This is a genomic window from Cyclobacterium sp. 1_MG-2023, assembly GCF_030546805.1.
Lineage (GTDB): Bacteria > Bacteroidota > Bacteroidia > Cytophagales > Cyclobacteriaceae > Cyclobacterium.
This window is the reverse complement of the sequence record NZ_JAUOPC010000002.1, coordinates 371,860-391,375: the sequence shown is the minus strand read 5'-3', so window position 1 is coordinate 391,375 and position 19,516 is coordinate 371,860. Positions and strand designations below refer to the sequence as shown.

The 19,516-nt window shown below is 39.3% G+C and carries 14 protein-coding genes; 5 read left to right on the top strand and 9 right to left on the bottom strand.

All coding sequences use genetic code 11. From position 1 onward, the window contains the following. The first annotated feature begins 143 nt into the window (after positions 1-143). Complete coding sequence (locus tag Q4534_RS03920) at positions 144-1,274, top strand: DegT/DnrJ/EryC1/StrS aminotransferase family protein (protein WP_303611865.1); 1,131 nt, start codon at positions 144-146, stop codon at positions 1,272-1,274. 139 nt (positions 1,275-1,413) lie between these two features. Here the strand turns inward: Q4534_RS03920 and pgi are convergent, their stop codons facing one another. Then, positions 1,414-3,060, bottom strand: a complete 1,647-nt coding sequence (gene pgi / locus Q4534_RS03915; protein ID WP_303611864.1) for a glucose-6-phosphate isomerase — start codon at positions 3,058-3,060, stop codon at positions 1,414-1,416. Positions 3,061-3,814: 754 nt separating this feature from the next. On the opposite strand from pgi, the gene Q4534_RS03910 reads away from it, so the two are divergent. Next, positions 3,815-5,872 (top strand): tetratricopeptide repeat protein, encoded by a 2,058-nt coding sequence (locus Q4534_RS03910; protein ID WP_303611863.1) that lies wholly within the window; start codon positions 3,815-3,817, stop codon positions 5,870-5,872. Positions 5,873-6,171: 299 nt separating this feature from the next. Further along, positions 6,172-6,813 (top strand): MCP four helix bundle domain-containing protein, encoded by a 642-nt coding sequence (locus Q4534_RS03905; protein WP_303611862.1) that lies wholly within the window; start codon positions 6,172-6,174, stop codon positions 6,811-6,813. Positions 6,814-6,828: 15 nt separating this feature from the next. Here Q4534_RS03905 and Q4534_RS03900 read toward each other — a convergent pair whose 3' ends face one another. From Q4534_RS03900 to Q4534_RS03875, 6 genes are all read right to left on the bottom strand, one after another. Further along, positions 6,829-8,310, bottom strand: coding sequence for a sodium:solute symporter (locus tag Q4534_RS03900; RefSeq protein WP_303611861.1), 1,482 nt, complete (start codon positions 8,308-8,310; stop codon positions 6,829-6,831). Positions 8,311-8,433: 123 nt separating this feature from the next. Beyond that, positions 8,434-9,366 carry a dihydrodipicolinate synthase family protein gene (locus Q4534_RS03895; protein ID WP_303611860.1) on the bottom strand — a complete coding sequence of 311 codons (933 nt, stop codon included), beginning with the start codon at positions 9,364-9,366 and terminating at the stop codon, positions 8,434-8,436. A 59-nt stretch (positions 9,367-9,425) separates the two neighbouring features. Next, positions 9,426-10,634: an exo-alpha-sialidase gene (locus tag Q4534_RS03890; protein WP_303611859.1), complete on the bottom strand. Its 1,209-nt coding sequence runs from the start codon at positions 10,632-10,634 to the stop codon at positions 9,426-9,428. Beyond that, positions 10,597-12,192, bottom strand: coding sequence for a fucose isomerase (locus tag Q4534_RS03885; protein WP_303611858.1), 1,596 nt, complete (start codon positions 12,190-12,192; stop codon positions 10,597-10,599). Before Q4534_RS03885 ends, Q4534_RS03890 begins: the two co-directional genes overlap by 38 nt. Before the next feature lie 130 nt (positions 12,193-12,322). Beyond that, positions 12,323-13,555, bottom strand: a complete 1,233-nt coding sequence (locus Q4534_RS03880; RefSeq protein WP_303611857.1) for a VCBS repeat-containing protein — start codon at positions 13,553-13,555, stop codon at positions 12,323-12,325. Between the two features lie 6 nt (positions 13,556-13,561). Further along, positions 13,562-14,716, bottom strand: a complete 1,155-nt coding sequence (locus Q4534_RS03875) for a sialidase family protein (protein ID WP_303611856.1) — start codon at positions 14,714-14,716, stop codon at positions 13,562-13,564. Between the two features lie 170 nt (positions 14,717-14,886). On the opposite strand from Q4534_RS03875, the gene Q4534_RS03870 reads away from it, so the two are divergent. Beyond that, positions 14,887-16,257 carry a Gfo/Idh/MocA family protein gene (locus tag Q4534_RS03870; protein WP_303611855.1) on the top strand — a complete coding sequence of 457 codons (1,371 nt, stop codon included), beginning with the start codon at positions 14,887-14,889 and terminating at the stop codon, positions 16,255-16,257. Further along, the gene (locus Q4534_RS03865; RefSeq protein WP_303611854.1) at positions 16,254-17,363 is read left to right on the top strand and encodes a hypothetical protein; all 1,110 of its coding nucleotides are present in this window, start codon (positions 16,254-16,256) and stop codon (positions 17,361-17,363) included. The genes Q4534_RS03870 and Q4534_RS03865 overlap by 4 nt, the downstream gene beginning before the upstream one ends. Positions 17,364-17,488: 125 nt before the next feature. Here Q4534_RS03865 and Q4534_RS03860 read toward each other — a convergent pair whose 3' ends face one another. Continuing rightward, the gene (locus tag Q4534_RS03860) at positions 17,489-18,955 is read right to left on the bottom strand and encodes a Gfo/Idh/MocA family protein (protein WP_303611853.1); all 1,467 of its coding nucleotides are present in this window, start codon (positions 18,953-18,955) and stop codon (positions 17,489-17,491) included. A gap of 173 nt (positions 18,956-19,128) precedes the next feature. Beyond that, entirely contained in the window at positions 19,129-19,380 is a 252-nt protein-coding gene (locus tag Q4534_RS03855; protein ID WP_303611852.1) for a VF530 family protein, read from the bottom strand. Between the last annotated feature and the right edge of the window lie 136 nt (positions 19,381-19,516).

Sequence of the window (19,516 nt, the reverse complement as noted above, 5' to 3'; positions counted from 1 at the left end):
AATATACGTGAAAACTACTTTAGTGGACCATTCTTAGTACCCAAGGAAATAATAATAGTGGTTTTTTATTGAGTTTCTTCCAATATATGGTATCTATTCTCACTAGTTAATTATTTTCGTATCCAAATTCATGATTGATATAAATGAAGGAAAATTCTCCAATAAAGTTTATAGACTTAAAAGCCATTAATAAGGCATTTGAACCTGAACTCTCTGACACCTTAATAAAAATAAGCCAGAGTGGTCAGTATGTCAATGGGGAAATCTCCGCTAAATTCGAGAAGAATTTCGCCAGCTATATTGGTACAAAACATTGTATTAGTCTAGGGAATGGCACCAATGCACTGGAACTTATCCTCCAGGCTTATCTAATCATGGGCCATTTAAAGGAAGGAGATGAAATTCTGGTTCCTGCCAATACTTTCTTTGCCACATTTTTGGCAATTTCCAACCAAGGGCTAAAACCGGTGGCAGTGGAACCTGAGCTTACGAGTTTCAATATCTCTTCCAGATCACTTGAACAAAAAATCACAAAAAAATCTCGTGCCTTAATTTTGGTCCACCTTTTCGGTAGGAATGCCTATAGTGAAGAAATAAAACAGCTTATAGACAAGCATCAACTTAAGCTTATTGAGGACAATGCCCAAGCAGTAGGCTGTATATTTAAGGGTGTTAAAACCGGTGCTTTGGGACATGTTGCCGCCCATAGTTTTTACCCTGCAAAAAACTTAGGGGCCTTAGGTGATGCCGGAGCCGTCACAACCAACGAGCCCGAATTGGCAAGTATCATTCGAGCCCTCACCAATTACGGTGGTAAGGAAAAGTACAAATTTGAATATTTAGGCACCCATTCGAAGATGGACGAAATCCAAGCTGGTGTACTGAATGTAAAATTACCTCATTTAGACAAGTCCAACCGCCGTAGGATTGAGATTGCTGATGCCTACCTCGAAGGAATTGATCCTCGCCATGTGACATTACCTATGAAAACTGAGCCAAACCAGGTCCTTTCTCACACCTGGCACTTGTTTACTTTACTGGTTGATAAGAGGGAGGGGTTGATTCAATATCTATCTCAGAATGGAATTGAGACAGCCATCCACTACCCTATTCCACCACACCTTCAGCCGGCCTACCGGAAAATGAATTTTGGGAAATTGCCCCTAACAGAAAAAATTCATCGAAAAATTTTAAGCATCCCCCTTCACCCTGAATTGCGTGATAATGAAATCTCTACAATAATGGATACAATAAACAATTGGGAAGGAAAATGATCAATATACAATAGCAGTCATCAGCTTCGTTGGATACAGCCTTCAACTTATAAAAAATTCCTGACGCAGCAGATTGTAGCAGCGTCAGGAATTGCTTATAACCTATGGATTCATAGGGACAATAGACGGTGGGAACCGCTTAACTTTTTCGAAAGTCCTTGAATGCATTAATCAAGCCGTTGGTAGAAGAATCATGAGAAGCTATTTCCTCATCGGATTGCAACTCAGGCAGAATTGATTTGGCCATTACCTTACCTAACTCAACTCCCCATTGATCAAAACTATAGATGTTCCATATTACACCCTGCACGAAAATTTTATGCTCATACATGGCTATCAAAGCACCTAAGGTCGATGGATTAATCTTTTTGACAAGGATAGAATTGGTAGGCCGGTTTCCTTCAAAAACCCTGTGAGGAGCAATTTTATTAATGATTTCAGGAGACTTACCTTCTTTTTTCATTTCCTCCTTTACCTCTTCAAGTGATTTACCATTCATCAATGCTTCTGTTTGCGCAAAAAAGTTTGACATTAACTTGGCATGATGATCACTTACTGGATTGTGGGTTTGCGCAGGAGCGATAAAATCGCAAGGTATCATTTGTGTGCCCTGATGGATCAATTGGTAAAAAGCATGTTGTCCATTGGTACCCGGCTCTCCCCAAATGACAGGCCCGGTGGGATAGTTTACTTTATTCCCTTCTCTATCGATGTATTTCCCATTGCTCTCCATGTTCCCTTGCTGGAAATAAGCAGGAAAACGATGCATGTATTGGTCATAAGGCAGGATGGTTTCTGAAGTGGCTCCCAAAAAGTTGGTATTCCAGATCCCTATTAGGGCCAGCAAAACCGGCAAGTTTTTATCAAATGATTCAGACCTGAAATGCCTGTCCATATCGTGTGCCCCCTCCAGTAATTTCCTGAAATTATCGAAGCCTACAGCACAGGCAACAGTCAAGCCAATGGCTGACCATAAGGAATACCTTCCTCCTACCCAATCCCAGAATTCAAACATATTGTTGAGATCAATTCCAAACTCTCTAACCGCATTACCATTTGTTGAAAGGGCAACAAAATGCTTGGCCACCTCTACTTCATTGTGGGCTTGCTCCAAAAACCAAGACCTAGCCGTATGGGCATTGGTCATGGTTTCTTGAGTCGTAAATGTTTTGGATGCGATAAAAAACATCGTAGTCTCCGGGTTTACTTGTTTAAGCACCTCTGTGATATGAGAACCATCTACATTGGAAACAAAATAAGTTTTGATATGAGGATGTTGGTAAGGTTTAAGTGCTTCCGTGACCATAACAGGACCAAGGTCGGATCCTCCAATACCAATATTAACAAGGGATTCGATAGGCTTTCCTGTATATCCTTTCCAAACTCCTTTAGATACTTTTTCAGAAAAAACCTTCATTTTTTCCAAGACTTCATTGACTTCAGGCATCACATCCTTTCCATCAACATAGACAGGATCATTCGATCTATTTCTCAAGGCAGTATGTAAAACTGCCCTACCTTCGGTAGCATTGATTGGTTTTCCGGAGAACATATCCGCTATGGCTTCTTTTAAACTTGTCTGATTGGCCAAATCTAAAAGTGAAGAGAATATTTTCTCATCTATTCCATTTTTTGAATAGTCGAGTAAAATGTCTTTAAAGCGGACACTATACTTTTTAAATCGATTGGGGTCTTCTTTAAATAAAGATTTTATAACAATAGGATTGTTTGCAGCTTCAGACAAACTTTTCCAAGCTGCTGTAGAGGTGGGGTTGGTATTTTTCATCGTGTCATCAATTCAATTTTGAACCTTAAAGCTAAAAATAAAATTCAAGCAATTAAAAAAGTAATTCAGTGTTTTATCGATTCACATAGCCTCGCTTGATTTTAAAATAAAATCTATCCGCTTTGATCTGCGATAGATTCACAGGTAAACTTCTCTAGTTCAGCTCAAATACCAAAAAAAGTAGCTCAATTTTCTAAAAAATCAACTAAGTCCTTCCTTAATCTATTTTAAAAAGTTAACTTAAAGAGAAAAGCCCTTTCAGTTAACGTATATAATTACCTATTAAACACAATAGCTTTATGAAACAAATTAGTTAAAAACTTTAAAATCCCTTAAATAATATTTAATAATTAACATTATAACAATAACTTTGCCTTTTCCTTGAAGGATCACAAAGCCCTTCATACCAACTAAAGGAAGATAAATACAACCATAAAGCAGATTTAGAAAGGAATAGTAAAACAATACTATTACCTCAGGGTTAATAAACAGGAAACGAGGATATGATGCAAATTCGATTTTGTGTCTATACATTCTTTTTTTCCGGAAATGAGGAGACAGAATAATAATATTGACATTGACTTCCTTTAAAATTATTTTAGGAGAATACATCCCTCAAGTCCGAATTTTTATTAAAAGCTGTTTATTACTTTATGCTATTAATTATTCTGTTTAAAACTTAAACAAACAATAACCTTTGACTGCGTTATTTAAATTTATAATCATTTTTTCCATTGCTGCAATACTGTCAGTAATGTTTGCAACGCATTCATTATGGGCTCAAACCGATACCATTCAATCACAAGTTGATCAATTACAAGCATTAGAAAATCGAGAAAACTTTAGTCCCACGATCGAATTCATTGACCAATTGAATCGCTTGGGTGAAATTTATTATCACAGAAACCCGGATAGCCTTTATTTACTGGCCATGAAAAGTCTAAAAGCAAGTGAGCAAATTGACTATACTGCAGGCAAAGTGGATGCTTATAGAAACATTGGGGCATATCACAACCTTAAGGGCGAATACAACCAAGCTTTAAGTTATTTTGAGGAAGGCTTAAGTCTGGCTGAAAAAGAAAAGTACTGGTTAGGCTTAGCAAATCTATACAACAGCATGGGGCTAAACGCTTACGAGAGGGGTAATTATGCCGATGCAGTGACCCATTACTTACAAGCCCTTAAAATAAAGGAGGAACATTTACCGCAGCTTGAGCAAAGCAAAACCCTAAACAACCTAGGCTTGGTTTTTATGGATTTAGGAGATATTGATAAAGCTTTGGATTACCATACTCGGGCGCTGAAGATCAGAGAAGCCTACAATGACCAAACAGGCATCGCTTCTTCCAGGATAAACATTGCCCTGATTTATAAGAAAAGAGGGGAATTGGAAGAGGCCATGTCACAATTTGAAGCCACCCTAGAAATAGGTTTACAGATGAACAATAGGCAATTAATCTCTGTAAGTTATTTCAATATCGGTGAACTTTTTCTTATCCGAGGAGAAAACAAAAACGCATTTATAAATTTTGAAAGAGCCTTTTTTGTAGATAAAGAAAGGGATGACCGTGTGGGCATTGGTTATGATTTACTTGGCATGGGTGAAGCACAGCTGAACATGAATCAACTCCAAAAGGCCAAGGAAAACATTCTAGAAAGTCTTAATATTTTTGTTGAAAGTGACATCAAAAGTAATATTGACAAAAGTCACTTATTGTTGAGTAAGATTTTTGAAAGAAAGAATGACCTAGCTCAAGCCCTATATCATTTCAAATTGCATAAATTGTATCAAGACAGTATTGTTAATTTGGAAATAAACAAACAAATTCAAGATATCAGTGCCAAATACGAGTCTGACAAGAGAGAAACGGAATTTCTACAACAGCAGAGAGAGAAAGATCTTTTGAATGAAAAAAAGATGGCGCAAAATATTCGCAATGGAGTATCGATCATATTAATCATTTTATTGATCGCGTTTATACTGGCCATTCGATCAATTAAAGCCCAAACAAAGGCCAAGGCGCTGGTCACTAGGCAAAGAAATGAATACGAAAAACTAAATAAAAAATTATTACTACAGAAAAAAGAAAACGAAAAAATAACCAATCAATTGTTTCATGTAAATGAAACGAAAGATAAGATTTTCAGTATTGTTGGTCATGACCTTAAAAGCCCCATCACCAGTTTAAAAGGACTGATGCAATATGTGGTGGATGAAAACCTGGATCAAAAAGAATTTTTATTGGTTTCCAAACAATTGCGAAATGAAGTTGAACAAGTACATTTCACGCTTGTTAATTTATTAAACTGGGCAAAAGGCCAAATGCGAGGTATTGTAACAGATCCCTCGGCAATTTCCTTGCACCAATTGGTTGAACAAAACATTAGCTTAAGTGAGCCAATTTCAAAAAACAAGAATATTGAAATAGTAGTCGAATTGGAAGAAAACACAATTTGCTATGCTGACAAGGATCAAATTAGTTTAGCACTAAGGAATGTCCTGAACAACGCCTTAAAGTTCACCCCAAAAGGAGGTAAAATTATTGTTTCCAGTCAAAGATCCGGGCAAGGTTTTTGGGAGATATCAATAAAGGATAATGGTATAGGTATGTCTGATGAAATTTTAAAAAATCTATTTTCTAAAGACCCTAGCAATAAACAACAATATGGAACTGAAGGTGAAAGAGGGACAGGTTTAGGGTTGCAGTTGACAAAGGATTTTATTGTGAAAAACGGTGGAAAGGTAAATGTAATCAGTAAACCCGGTAAAGGAACCACGTTCACTTTCACTATTCCATCAGCATATTTTTAATGAAAGGAAATATTGCACCCTTTAGTTGATAAATCAAAATTTAATGCTTTAATTAATCATTAATTTATACTGAAAATCAGTGGAAAAATCCCGAATAATGAACTTCTCATAAAAAAAGAAAGTGAAGCAAAATAAAAAAAAGGCGTTTCCATTATGTTTTAATAGTAGAAAGTAAAAAATGGCTATCGTTTTCAAATCAGTTCAACACCTTATTTAATTAAACTGAATCAAAAAGATTTTCCTTTTAGCCTTTTGAGGATCAATTTAAAATTTTAGCAAATATTTAATATTAATGAAAAATGACACGAAAAACGTTTTTAGCTTTCAAGACAAAAATAGCCATTGCCTTAATCCTCGTATTGTTTCTCATTTTTGCTAAAAGTTTGGTTGACAAAAGCAATGTAGATGAATTGGAAGCCTCTTTTGTAACAGTGTATGAAGACCGTTTGGTCGTGCAGGATTATATTTTTAATATCACTGAATTACTTTTTCGAATGCGATTGCTGGTAGCCAATACTGAATCAATGGATCAATACATGTCCGTTAAAAACCAAGTGATAGACTATCACGAGCAAATTCTAGCTATTATTTCCGGTTTTGAACGTACTTACCTGACACCCAAAGAAGAGAAGTACCTCAATGACTTTAAGCACTTGGTTTCTGAAAAACTCGAGATACAAAGTTATTTCAGCAATCAAGTGGCTACTGAAAACAACTATGAAAACAGTGTCCAAAGGTTTAATTCGGATTTCGAGCGTGTTTTCAATGATTTAAGAGAGCTCTCTAAAATTCAGCTTTCGGAAGGTGAGAAACTCACCAACCTAAGCTATCGTATTAAAGCCAGATCAGATATTTGGTTGCAATTTGAATATGCGGTCCTTTTTATACTTTTGATAATCATCAGCATGCTAATCTACTCCTCACGAGGAATTCAAGATTGATCGGAACTTGTTTTATTAGTTCTTTTTATTGGCTATCGCAGAAAGTAAAAATCCTACCAAGAAAATAACTATGGTACCAAAAACTATGGTCAAATTTGCATGAAAGGTACTTCTGAATTTCATACCTTCTTCGAGGATTACCGGGGACAAACTCATCCAACCAATCACCAATACTCCAAGTGCTACCCCAATGGCTGCATATTTTTGCTTGATATTTTTCCCAATAAAACCGAGCAAAAATAGGCCAAGGATGCCGCCACTAAAGATGGCAGATAAAGCCCACCAGGCATCTAGAGCACTTTCCACGCCATTAAAAGCGATGGCGACTACGATTGCCAGTAAGCCCATAACAAATGAAGAAAAAAGCAAAACCCTCATTTCCGCTTTCCCACTTACATCAGGGGAAATGTATTTCTTATAATGATCTGTAAGAATAATCGTAGCAGAACTATTGATACTTGTGGAAATGGTACTCATACCGGCTGCAAAAATAGAGGCAATTAGCAAACCGGTCATACCAACTGGCAGTCCACTAACAATGAAATAAGGGAAAACCTTATCTGCTTGATCCGTTCCGCTGAAGGTGTCGGGTAACAACTCAGGCATGGCCTGATAATAAGCAAATAGTGCGGTACCAATAAAGAAAAATAGAAGTGATACCGGCACGTATAATAGACTCCCCAATAAGGTAGATTTTACCGCTTCTTTGTCTGATTTTGCGCTTAGGTACCGCTGTACATAGTTTTGATCCACTCCAAAATTTTGGAGGTTTATAAATAATCCATAAATCAATATCACCCAGAATGTACTTTCGGATAGGCTAAAGCCTAAACTTCCCAAACTAAATTTATCATGCGCTGCTCCTATTGTAAATACTTGACCGGGACCCTCCGGCATAGAAAACATTATGATTAATAAACATGCCAATGCTCCTGAAATGAGAACGATACCTTGGATGGCATCTGTCCATATCACAGCTTCAAAGCCTCCCATAATGGAATAAATCAGTACACTGACACCAGTAATAATAATAATTACAGGAATACTCCAGCCAAACATCACATTCATTGGCAATGCCAATAAATACATAATGGCTCCCATTCGTGCCAATTGAGTCAATAAATAACAAATGGATGCATAAGTTCTGGCCCAAGGACCAAACTTGGTTTCTAAATAATAATAGGCTGAAGGATTTTTTATTCCCCTGTATAGAGGAACAAAAAACTTAACCGCCAAAATTGCCGCAATTGGAATGGATAGGCTAAAAACAAATCCACTCCAATTGGACAAATAGGCATTCCCCGGAAGGGCTAAAAAACTGATACTACTCACAAAAGTGGCAAAGATGGACATCCCTATGGCCCAAGAGGGTAATCTACCCCCTCCTGTAATGTAGTCATCTGCAGAACGCTTTTTGAAGTAAAAGGAGGCCCCAAATAGGATAATGGCCAACATATAGGACAAAAATACAACTAAATCAATAAGGGATAAATCCATTCTTTTTAACTTTTTTAAATGATTATTTCAGGCTTTAGCATTAAATAGGCCATACACTTCCTACTGTTCTTCAAATTAAAGTTTCTTTTGTAACAGTATTAGATAAGCTATGGCAAATCGGGCTTATACGTATTGTTTGTAGGCCTTAAGCCCAAACAGTTTTTTCTTGATTGTTTCAACTTGATCCTCCTCGAAGGCTGTTAAAGGGGTTGCTAAATAGCCATTCCCTATACCCAAGATTGACATAGAAGCCTTTAGCCCCTTAAGGAAGCTGGACCCATAGGAACCCATTGCATAGATTTCATCGGCCAATTCCATCACCATTTCCTGAAGTCTTGCAACCTCTTTTAAATCCCCTTTATCAGCAGCATTGAAAAGATCTACAAAAAGTTTAGGGAAGACATTGGCCCCTCCGCTTACGCCACCATTTCCACCCATCAAGACTGTAGAAGCCATCATTTCCTCGGGCCCCACAAGCAAGGTAAAATCAGGTCTATCCCTGAAGGCGTAAATCATAGCATTGAAGAAAACCGCTTGTCCTGAACTGTCTTTTAATCCATAGACATTGGGATGCTTAGCCAATTCCAAAACAGCATTTTGGCTCATCATTGTTTTGGTATGCGAAGGCATATTGTACAAGTACAATGGAAGAGGCAAACTATCAGCAAGTTTGTTAAAATAAGTGATAAGCTCACTTTCTCCCAAACCATAATAGTAAGGTGGGGCAGCAACAACTGCTGTGGCACCCGCCTCTTTTGACAAGTGGCTTAATGCCAAGCTTTCTTCTAGAGAGGTATCTGTAATACCTACCAAAACAGGCACCCTGCCATCAACCTTCTCGCAAGTCATGGTAATCAATTCCCTCCTTAGCTTGTAGGAAATATTGGTACATTCTCCAGTAGTTCCTAAAATAAAAATACCATGAACACCCCCGGCTATCAAGTGTTCTATCAATTGGAATGTGCCTTCTTTGTCCAGATGGTCATCATCCAACAATAGTGTGGCCATGGGAGGAATTACTCCTCTTAACGGCTCTTTTTTTAAATCTCTATGCATTTCTTAATCGTGTATACAGGTATTCTTAAAAACCCGCGACATTGTAGTTTTAATTGTCTTTATATTTTACTTGGATCAACCACCACATACTTAACAGTTTTCCTGTCATAAGTATAAGTCATGTGAACCATACCATCCTTACTTTGGATGATGGCCGGATAGCTATAACCGGATTCGTTGGGCTCGTTTTCGAGGGTCATAAAAGGTTTCCACTCTTTCCCATCATCAGAAATCGCCAGGTTGAGAATATTTCTTCCTTTAGGTTCTTCTCCTTCTTTGGTGGAATGGTTATAAATCAAAAGTTGTCTACCATCTGCTAAAGTTACCGCATCCGTACCGGAGTTAGGATTAGGTAGGGAAGTAGCCTTCATAGGAGACCAAGTTTGGCCATTGTCTGTAGACCAACTCTCAGAAATCACACCTTGTCTTGTCCTGCATAAGATTTGAAGAGAACCGTCTTTGTGAAACAAAACACTTGGCTGAATCGCATCAAACTCAATTCCATCATTGATTGGTCCTACAACCTCCCAAGTCTTTCCATTGTCTTTGCTGATTTCAAAATGAACCATCCAAAAGGTATCGTCATCGTGTTTTCTTTCTATACTTGTTGGGGCAATAATGGTCCCATCCTCAAGTTGAACAGCTTTATTTTTCACTGGTCCTAACAATGGTCCTACTGCCGGATCTTCACCTAATTCCCTTGGCTCAGACCATGTTTTGCCATCATCATCTGATGTCATGAGCATGCCCCACCATCCTCTAGGGTCTGGTCCTACTTTATAAAAAAGCATCAATGGACCTTCTTTGGGTTGGAACAAGACCGGATTCCAAGTTGGATACCTTAAGTCTTCATTTTGGACCCCATTGGCCACTTCTACCGGCCTGGTCCATTGGCCATCTGCCAAATGACTAACCCAAATTCCTACATCAGGATTTTTTTCATGGGTTCCTGCAAAAAAGGCAGCTACGATCCCTGATGGTGTTTCAACTAAAGTTGATGCATGAACCTGAGGTGTAGGCCGGTCGTCAAGTGAGTAAATAAGTTCAGCATGGACAAGGGCCCCTTCCCCTACCTTTTGCTTTTCGGGAAGGTGAAAGTTTCCTGTAATATCATTAGGTGCCAATTGAGCATTTTCCTGAGCTTCGGCCTTTTTATCATTGGCACCTCCACAAGAGTTAAGCATCAACCCGGCGGTTATTGCGAGTATTGTAAGCGTTGTTTTCTTCATTTTAAATACCACAAAGTGACGTTTTAATTCCCAATTCATTCATTGCTGCGGCTTTGGCATAGCAGGCTTCTAGCGCACTGTCTTTATCCGTGGTATAAACCACGTGAATATGGTTTGCCTTATGTCTGGCCATCATCTGATCGCGATTTACCCCATCCAGCACACCATGCATAATCGGCCACTCAGGGGTGGTCATGTTCCACCTTCTTTTGGTTTCTTCCTCAGGCAATTCCACCACTTTACCGGTACCTAAATCACAGTGCAATTGGTCATCCATTACATAAACACGACTCCATACAATATGTCCCGGTTTACTTACACCTTTTAAACTTCCTCCGCCTTGGGGGAAATACATGGCCGGTTGTCTATCACTACTTGCACCCTTAAATCCTCCAGAAAAGTGGGATGGAGGGGCTGCTCCTGAAATTAAGAATACCCACACAAACTCTTCTTTTCCATCAATGGTAAAATTTTCTCCATACCTCAAATCATGAAGGGTATTGTCACCAACCAAACCTAGCTGGTCCCACAACTTGTAAGTAATCAAGCTGTCTAAACCTGCACACTCATCTACCTCATTGAAATGTGGTAGGGCTTTGCCCGCTAGAATTTCATTACCTTGCTCATCAGCCACAGGTGGCCTTTCGGTGTTGTTTAACAGACCTTCTACCAGATCACTAGCCGGACACAATTCATTAAGCCCTTGTTGGTACTGAATACCAATGGTATCGCAGCCAAACTTGTTGGCCAACCTCAAGGCGGCCACATACATTTTGCATTGCTCAAGGGTTTGTTCTCTTGTCAGTTCAGTCTCGGGATTAGTACCCCAATTAAAAGTCAAACCCTTATCGAGTAACCATTGCAAAACCTCTTCAGCTTCCTCTGTTGCAACATTTTGCATGGCTGCATACAAGGTTGATTGGCTTAAACGCTCTTTAAACAAGCCCGTTTTATGCAATAAATGATCAGGAATAATGGCATTGAACATGCCCATACAACCTTCATCAAACACCCCCATAATGGCTTTATTCTTTCTAAACTCTTTAGCAAGTGCACTTCCTGCTTCCAAAGCTTTAGCCGGAGCATCCTTCGTATCAAAATCCCGTACATGACTCAAGTCATGCGTAATTTTCCCTGTCTCTAACCATTCTTTGAATCCATTCAAAAAGAATTCATCATTGAACTCCTTACTCCAAATGGTGGAATAAGGCACTCCTGCTTTGGTCAAGGAGCCATTAAGGTTAAGCATACCTACAAGACCGGGCCACTGTCCGTTCCAATTGGCAATGGTCAAAATAGGCCCTTTGTGGGTGGTCAATCCTGCCAAAACATGGTGCGAGAATTGCCAAACGCTTTCTGCAACTATTAAAGGTTTCTCCGGGTCTAAGTCTCTAAAAACTTCCATTCCCATTTTTTGAGAATCAATAAAGCCATGGCCTTTTTCTTCATCATATTTATGGGCCCTGATGACTTTTACCCCCAAGTCATCAAAAACGCGCTGAAGACTGTCTTCCATTTCTTTTTGTGCAGGCCAACAAGTTTGGTTGGCAGGAAGTCTCAAATCGCCACTGGCAATCAGGTATATCTCTTTACTCATTATCAGTCAGTATTTTAGTTATTTGGTTTTATTCTTTTACAATAAATTTAAACTAACTATTGGGAGTATTACTTGAATTCCCCATAATCAGGCCTATAATAATCAAAAAATTAATGGAGCGGTCATCTTTTTATTTGATCGGGTTTTCATACCAGATGACGCCCAAGCCTTTCTTTGAACCGTCGGCTGCCGTTTCCTCCGAAGTAATGAGATCCAAATCACCATCAGCATCCATATCCTTAAGCAGGATGAAGTCGTACTTCACCCCTTCTTTACCACTTATATCTATAAAGTAAGGGTTATCCGTTTGGAAACTCATCATGGCAATTACTCCGGATTTGCCCAAAGATTGTGAAAATGTAGCTGTCAAATCCAGTTGTCCATCATTGTTAATATCTCCTATATTCACAGATTTGGCTCTCTCACCTACAAAGTCAGGGAATAAAATAGTTTGGCTTTCCCAAATGCCGCCGTTTTTCACGAAGTGCTCCCAGCCATGCTGATATACCGGAACTATGAAATCAATTTCTTTTTGGCCCTTACCTGCTTCAAAGAAATCCATAAACATGGGTTCGCCGTCTCTAATGCCTAAAAAATGATTTTCCCAGGCATTGGTTAAAGCTTTTTTTCCTGGATTTTCCAACCATCGCAACCCCCTCAAATCGCCTTTTCGATCTGTGATTACAATGTCAACTTCTCCATCTGAATTCATGTCCAAAAGCTCTATGGACATTACCCAACCAAGGCTAGAAATCTCATGGTATTTCCAGTCTTCCATTTTTAAGGGATCTTCGGGAGCTTCGAGCCATCCCAAAGTTCCATTTGGGTCCTTAGACCCTACCACTAGGTCCGGCCCATTTTTACCATCTAAATCAATCGGTCTCCCAAACATCCACTTTGTTTTACCTACCGTTACAGGAATATCTTTAGACACCCAATTTTGAGCATCTAAATAATCTGCTTCATCCGCTGGTGCCCAATGGATGGTAACCCGTTGGTGTTTCCCTTCAGATAAAGTTATCAAATCCATATAGCCATCTCCATTTAGGTCTGAGACAAAAGCATCTTCCACATCGGGAGAGGGCAATTCAATAAAAGGCCATTTTTGTTTGGGGTCCTCAGGTTGTAAATAAATACGTGAAACCCCTCCTTCTTCCCAGCCGGTAACCAAGTCAAATTTTCCATCATTATTGACATCTGAAAATTTTGTCCCGTCCGAACCCAAAGATGAATCGTCTATGGTATGCCTCGGCCAAGGTGAGTCAAAAACCGAACGAGCACTATTTTGACTTAAAACTATACCCGGGGCCAGCAATGCCATGGAAAATAGCCCACACCAAAGCCATGTTTTTGTACACATCATATGCGACTAGTCTTTCTTCTTACTTATGATTTTTCTATTGTTGAAAACTTTAACCATTTGCTCATCATAGGAAGCATACAGTATATCATCTTCAGTAAAGTGCGTCATCAATATTTCTTGATCCCCGGTCCTACTTCGGTCATAGGTGATGTAAATCGTGCCATCAGTGGTTTGTTGTCCATCAGGGTAAGAGACGTTTATCCTTTGGTCTAACAAAAGTCCTCTTGACCAAGTTGCTCCATCATCTTTAGAGATAAAAGCCATCATATGACTCCTTCCTGTTTTGACAGCTATGGGGCCGTGTTTTACTAATAGCAAATTGCCGGATTGTAATCTTCGGATAAAAAATCTAGCACTTGGATGGGCTATAGTCGATTCCTTAAGATCAGACCAAGTCTTCCCTGAATCACTTGAATAGCTTTCTCCAATTCCATATTTGGTTCTTAATAGCGCCCATAATTTACCATCTTTCTTTTCTACAAAATGGTGTTCATCAAAAGACCTGAATTCTTTGGGTACATGAACACCTCCAACTACGTCCCATGTTTCCCCTTGGTCTTTTGAAACCACCATTTTGGCTGAATGATCCGTCTCACGCCAAGTTGAGGCAGGTAAAACCCAATCGCCATTGTTCAATATTAGTGGTTTACACATCATCACACCATCAGTAAGTCTTCTCGGTGCAGACCAGTTGGTGCTTCCATCCGCAGAAGTCTCCCCTATTATGGCCCACACACCTCCAATTTTCGCGTCTTTATCAACGGCTTGAGCCCAAAAAACCCACACTTTACCCATTGGATCTACCCAAACTTCAGGGTCAAATGCCCTTACCATGCCACCACCGTCAGGATCTACCACCAAGGCTTCATTCCAAGTTTCCCCATTATCTTTACTAGAGGAAAGCACTACATAATTGTTTTCATCTTCGTCAGGACTGATGCCTGCGTACCAGACAGCCCAAAATTCCCCTTTGTCTTCCTGGACAGCCAAACTTGATATCCCTGAAAATTTTCGATTTTCTATTTGGTGCCAATCTTCATAATCAGACACTGGAATTACTTTCGGAGGGTTTAAAAAAGCATCTTTATCTTGACCATACAAGCTTTGGCTAATTAAAAAAACAGTCAAAAAAACAAGGATTGAATTCGGGTTACGTTTCATTAAAATTTGGTTCATTTGTGGATTTTATTATTCTCCCTGAAAATTACCATAAGTAATTACTCTTTAAAAGAAAATTCAATGAAAATTCAATTTTCAAGAAAGAAAGACTTCCTCTGAGGTATAATTTTTATATATTGAATCTTTAATGTAGACAAACTCCATATAAATAAATGAACCCATTAAAGTTAGACCGTAGAAATTTTATCAAAGGAAGTACAGCCATGGCCACCTTGGCAAGTGTAGGAGTGCCAACATTGGCTTTCTCCTCCCCAAATAAAAAATACAATGTTGGATTAATAGGTACAGGATGGTATGGTAAAAGTGACCTCTTCAGACTTATCCAGGTGGCAGATATCGAAGTTATAGGTATTGCTGACCCTGATTCTCAACTACTGGACGAAGCAGGCAAGCTTATCAGCCAAAGGCAAAAATCAGGTAAAACCCCAAAAAAATACAAGCATTACCGACAAATGCTTGATGAAAACAAGCTGGACATAGTTTTGGTAGGCAGCCCGGACCACTGGCATGCCCTCCATGCGATTGATTCCATTCAATCAGGTGCTCATGTATACCTCCAGAAACCTATTAGTGTAGATGTAATGGAAGGTGAAGCCATCTTGGCAGCTGCCCGGAAACACAATAAAGTAGTACAGATAGGCACCCAAAGAAGAAGTACTCCTCATTTGGTGGAAGCCAAGAAAAATATTGTTGACAAAGGACTATTGGGAAAAGTTTCCCATGTAGAAATGTGTTGCTATTACCATATGAGAGCCAATGGCAATCCGGAAATCAAACCTGTTCCGGATTTTTTCGACTATGACCTTTGGGTTGGCCCCGGTCCTATGCGACCTTTTGATGGTCTTCCCCATAGAAGATGGTGGAGAACCATGATGGAATACAGCAATGGAATTACCGGTGACATGTGTGTACACATGTTTGATGCGGTTCGATGGACACTGGGATTGGGCTGGCCAAAAAGTGTATTTGCCACCGGAGGTATTTATGTTCAAAAAGGAGGAAAGTCTACCATTGCTGATACCCAAACTGCTACTTTCCATTATGAGGACTTGGATTGTGTCTGGAACCATCGCTCCTGGGGTACACCTCAAGATCCGGAATACCCTTGGGCCTATAAGATCTATGGAGACAAAGGCACCTTAAAAGCTTCAGTAATGAAGTACGAGTTTATTCCTCAAGGTAAAAATGGGGAGGCTATAAGCGGGGAGGTGGTTTATGAAAGAGAAAAATACCCTGAAGACCTTAAAGAGAAAGATATTGAGCTTCAAGCTGCCCCAGCTACAAGAGCACATATGGCAAACTTTATTCAAGCAATAGAACAAGGAGGAAAACCTGTTGCTGACATTGAAGAAGGACATATTTCTACTGCCAGCTGTATCATGGCCAATATGTCAATGAAATTAGGTAGGCCTTTGGCTTATGACCCTAAGAAGAGAGTAATTATAGGTGACGAAGAAGCTACCCGCCTACTGACAAGAAAATACAGAGCGCCTTTTATGCACCCAGATCCAAACGAAGTATGAGAAAAAACCAGAACTTTGACGCATCAATAAAACCAGCTTGTCTTTTTCTTGCTGTACTGATATTGTTTTCATTTTCTTCTGCATTTGGACAAACGAAAGTCAAAATAAAGGGAGAGAAATTCTATATCAATGGTAAAGTTACTTACAAAGGTCAAACGTGGAAAGGCCACAAAATAGAAGGCCTATTAATGAATGCACGCTTGGTCCAAGGAGTATTTGATGACCTCAATCCTGAAACTGTTGACCAATGGAAATACCCGGATACGGGAAAATGGGACGCAGATAGAAACACTTCTGAATTTATAGAAAACATGGCCATTTGGAAAGCCCATGGCATGTTGTCTTTTACCATTAACCTCCAAGGTGGCAGCCCTCAGGGTTACAGTAAGGTTCAACCATGGCATAATTCTGCTTTCACTGCTGCTGGTGAGCTCAGGCCTGCGTATATGGCCAGGTTGGAGAAAATTCTCGACGAAGCAGAAAAGTTGGAAATGGTTCCTATTGTAGGTTTGTTTTATTTTGGCCAAGACCAAAGACTGGAAAGCGAAGCAGCGGTTACCAATGCCGTTGATAATGCTATCAATTGGCTTCATGACCACAATTACAAAAATGTACTCATAGAAATCAATAACGAATGTAACATCAGGTATACCCACAAAATCCTCCAACCGGAAAAGGTTCATGAATTGATTGAAAGAGCAAAATCTATTGAAAGAAATGGTTTCCGGTATTATGTAAGCACCAGTTATGGTGGTGGGTTTATCCCTCTTCCCAATGTAGTTAAGGCCACCGACTTTATTTTGATTCATGGAAACAGTGTGGCAGATCCTGATAAAATTGTGGAAATGGTTGCTCAAACCAAGGAAGTGAAAGGGTATCACAAAATGCCTATAATCTTTAATGAAGACGATCATTTTGATTTTGACAAAGACTTCAACAATCTAGTTGCTTCGGTTTCCGCTTACGCATCCTGGGGTTATTTTGATTACCGGAAAAAGGGAGAAGCATTTGAAGAAGGGTACCAAAGTGTCCCGGTGGATTGGTCTATTTCTTCGGAAAGGAAAAAAGGCTTTTTCAATCTCCTGAAAGAAATTACCGGTTATTAAATTGAGCCATACATTGACGATTTACCTCTCTAGAAGCAAAACAAGAAGAGCTAAAACATAAAAAACTCCGCCTTTCCCTATTGGAAGGCGGAGTTTTTGTTTGGATTTTATTTTAAAAGATAAAACTAGATTTTAAATCCTTCTCTATGATTTCTACCAACAAATTGGTTGGCTTCTTCAAGGTTGGTAATCCTCATATTTTCACCATCCCAAAGTAGTTTTTTCCTTCCAAAGAATTCAGCTTTTCCTTCAGCATTTTCCCTGCGAAGCATGTAACTCCTTGTAGCAAGGTTACCCATCAAGACCGTTTCTGTCATAGGACCCGCATAGTCGAATGAAGAAGTCAATGCCTTATGTTCCGGGCTATTGAATCCGGCTTTACAAGCATCGATCCATTTGCGCTGATGGCCATATTCAGGCTCATCATTTTTCTCTACCTCGGGACCAAACTCTGTGGTTCCATCATTTAAGTATAACTTAGGCATCAATGGAGAACTATCATTGATATTTGTGGAAATGATTCCTTTATCACCAATAATCAATACTCCATTCGCACTGTCATTGCCACCAATATCACTATCAGCAGGGATAATGTCAGGATGAGAAGGTTTAATTCCTCCATCACTCCAAGTCATTTCTATAGGCGACCTACTTTTAGTAGTTTCGTCAAAATGAAGGGTAATGAATGAAGCAGGTGGACAACTTTTTGGGAAGTAATCTGCTGTCCACATGTCTGTATAAATTGACGCCACACTGGCTTCTGCATCAGTTGGGTATTTCAAACCTAAAGTTCTGAAAGGAATATCGATCAAGTGACAACCAACATCTCCAAGGGCACCCGTTCCGTAATCCCACCAGCCTCTCCAGTTGAATGGATGAAGATTGGGGGTATAAGGCATATATTCTGCCGGGCCCAACCATAAGTCCCAGTTCAAATCATCAGGCTTTTTGGACGGGTCCGGTTTAGGAAAAGGAATGCCTTGTGGCCATACAGGTCTATTGGTCCAAACCTGTACTTTTGATACTTTACCAATTTTGTCACTATCAATCCAATCTTGAACCATGTTTAACAATGGATTGGATCCACCTTGGTTACCCATTTGCGTAACAATCTTTTTGTCTCGTGCCATTTCCGTTAGCATACGAGCCTCTTGAATGTTATGGGTCATGGGCTTTTGAACATATACATGAACTCCTCTATTCATGGCATAAGAAGCTGCGGGACCATGCACATGGTCAGGAGTAGAAATGGTAACGGCATCAAGATCTTTCTCTTTGTCTAACATTTCCCTGTAATCCGCGTAAAGTTTGGCTTTAGGGAAATTCTCGATGGAAACCTTTGCCCTACCGCTAAAATCTACATCACACAATGCGATTACGCGCTCCCTGCCGTTGACTGAGGCATTTTTGATGTCACTGGCCCCTTTACCTCCAGCTCCAATGGCGGCAATGTTTAACTGATCACTTGGTGCAGTATAACCTACGCCACCCAATACATGTCTGGGAACGAATACGATTGAGGAAGCTATCGCTGCATTCTTTAAAAAAGAACGTCTGGAATTTTCCTGATTTTCATTTTTTGATGATTTCATGGTCATATTTTGTGAATTGAACTATTTTAGGTTTAAAATTTATTAATCTAGCTGTTTAAATTTATTATCCCTATAAGAATACTGATTTTTAGCATTTATTGACCACTAAAAAGCTCAATTTTTCAATAAGCGGTAATATTTTAAAATACCCCCTTCCAATTGATCCATCAAACTCAATAGTCTTCTTTATTTCTATTGCGGTGCTTCGTCTTAATATAAAGTTCCTCTACTTTTTCCCTCGCCCAAGGCGTTTTCCTTAAAAATGTTAGCGAAGATTTGAGCGTGGGGTTGTTGGTAAAACAACGGATGTTAATCCGCCTTCCCAATTCCTGAAAACCGTACTCATTGATCAAATAATCCAAAACGTCTACCAACCGGATGCCATGTAAAGGATTATTAGGTTGTTTTTCTAATTCTTTTGCCATTGAACCAAAAATAAAGATAAAAAGCTTTTTCTCCTATTTTTAGGCAAAATATGGTAAGGAAAAAAGACTAAGACAAAATCTTTTCTTGGGATTTATAACCGATACATTAAACCTAAACTAATGTGATATTTCTCCC

Coding starts and splice junctions, on each gene's coding strand:
- Q4534_RS03885 (WP_303611858.1), bottom strand. CDS start 12,192: ATGAGTAAAGAGATATACCTGATTGCCAGTGGCGATTTGAGACTTCCT.
- Q4534_RS03860 (WP_303611853.1), bottom strand. CDS start 18,955: ATGAAATCATCAAAAAATGAAAATCAGGAAAATTCCAGACGTTCTTTT.
- Q4534_RS03920 (WP_303611865.1), top strand. CDS start 144: ATGAAGGAAAATTCTCCAATAAAGTTTATAGACTTAAAAGCCATTAAT.
- Q4534_RS03870 (WP_303611855.1), top strand. CDS start 14,887: ATGAACCCATTAAAGTTAGACCGTAGAAATTTTATCAAAGGAAGTACA.
- Q4534_RS03880 (WP_303611857.1), bottom strand. CDS start 13,555: ATGATGTGTACAAAAACATGGCTTTGGTGTGGGCTATTTTCCATGGCA.
- Q4534_RS03905 (WP_303611862.1), top strand. CDS start 6,172: ATGACACGAAAAACGTTTTTAGCTTTCAAGACAAAAATAGCCATTGCC.
- Q4534_RS03865 (WP_303611854.1), top strand. CDS start 16,254: ATGAGAAAAAACCAGAACTTTGACGCATCAATAAAACCAGCTTGTCTT.
- Q4534_RS03875 (WP_303611856.1), bottom strand. CDS start 14,716: ATGAAACGTAACCCGAATTCAATCCTTGTTTTTTTGACTGTTTTTTTA.
- Q4534_RS03895 (WP_303611860.1), bottom strand. CDS start 9,366: ATGCATAGAGATTTAAAAAAAGAGCCGTTAAGAGGAGTAATTCCTCCC.
- Q4534_RS03900 (WP_303611861.1), bottom strand. CDS start 8,310: ATGGATTTATCCCTTATTGATTTAGTTGTATTTTTGTCCTATATGTTG.
- Q4534_RS03890 (WP_303611859.1), bottom strand. CDS start 10,634: ATGAATTGGGAATTAAAACGTCACTTTGTGGTATTTAAAATGAAGAAA.
- Q4534_RS03910 (WP_303611863.1), top strand. CDS start 3,815: ATGTTTGCAACGCATTCATTATGGGCTCAAACCGATACCATTCAATCA.
- Q4534_RS03855 (WP_303611852.1), bottom strand. CDS start 19,380: ATGGCAAAAGAATTAGAAAAACAACCTAATAATCCTTTACATGGCATC.
- pgi (WP_303611864.1), bottom strand. CDS start 3,060: ATGAAAAATACCAACCCCACCTCTACAGCAGCTTGGAAAAGTTTGTCT.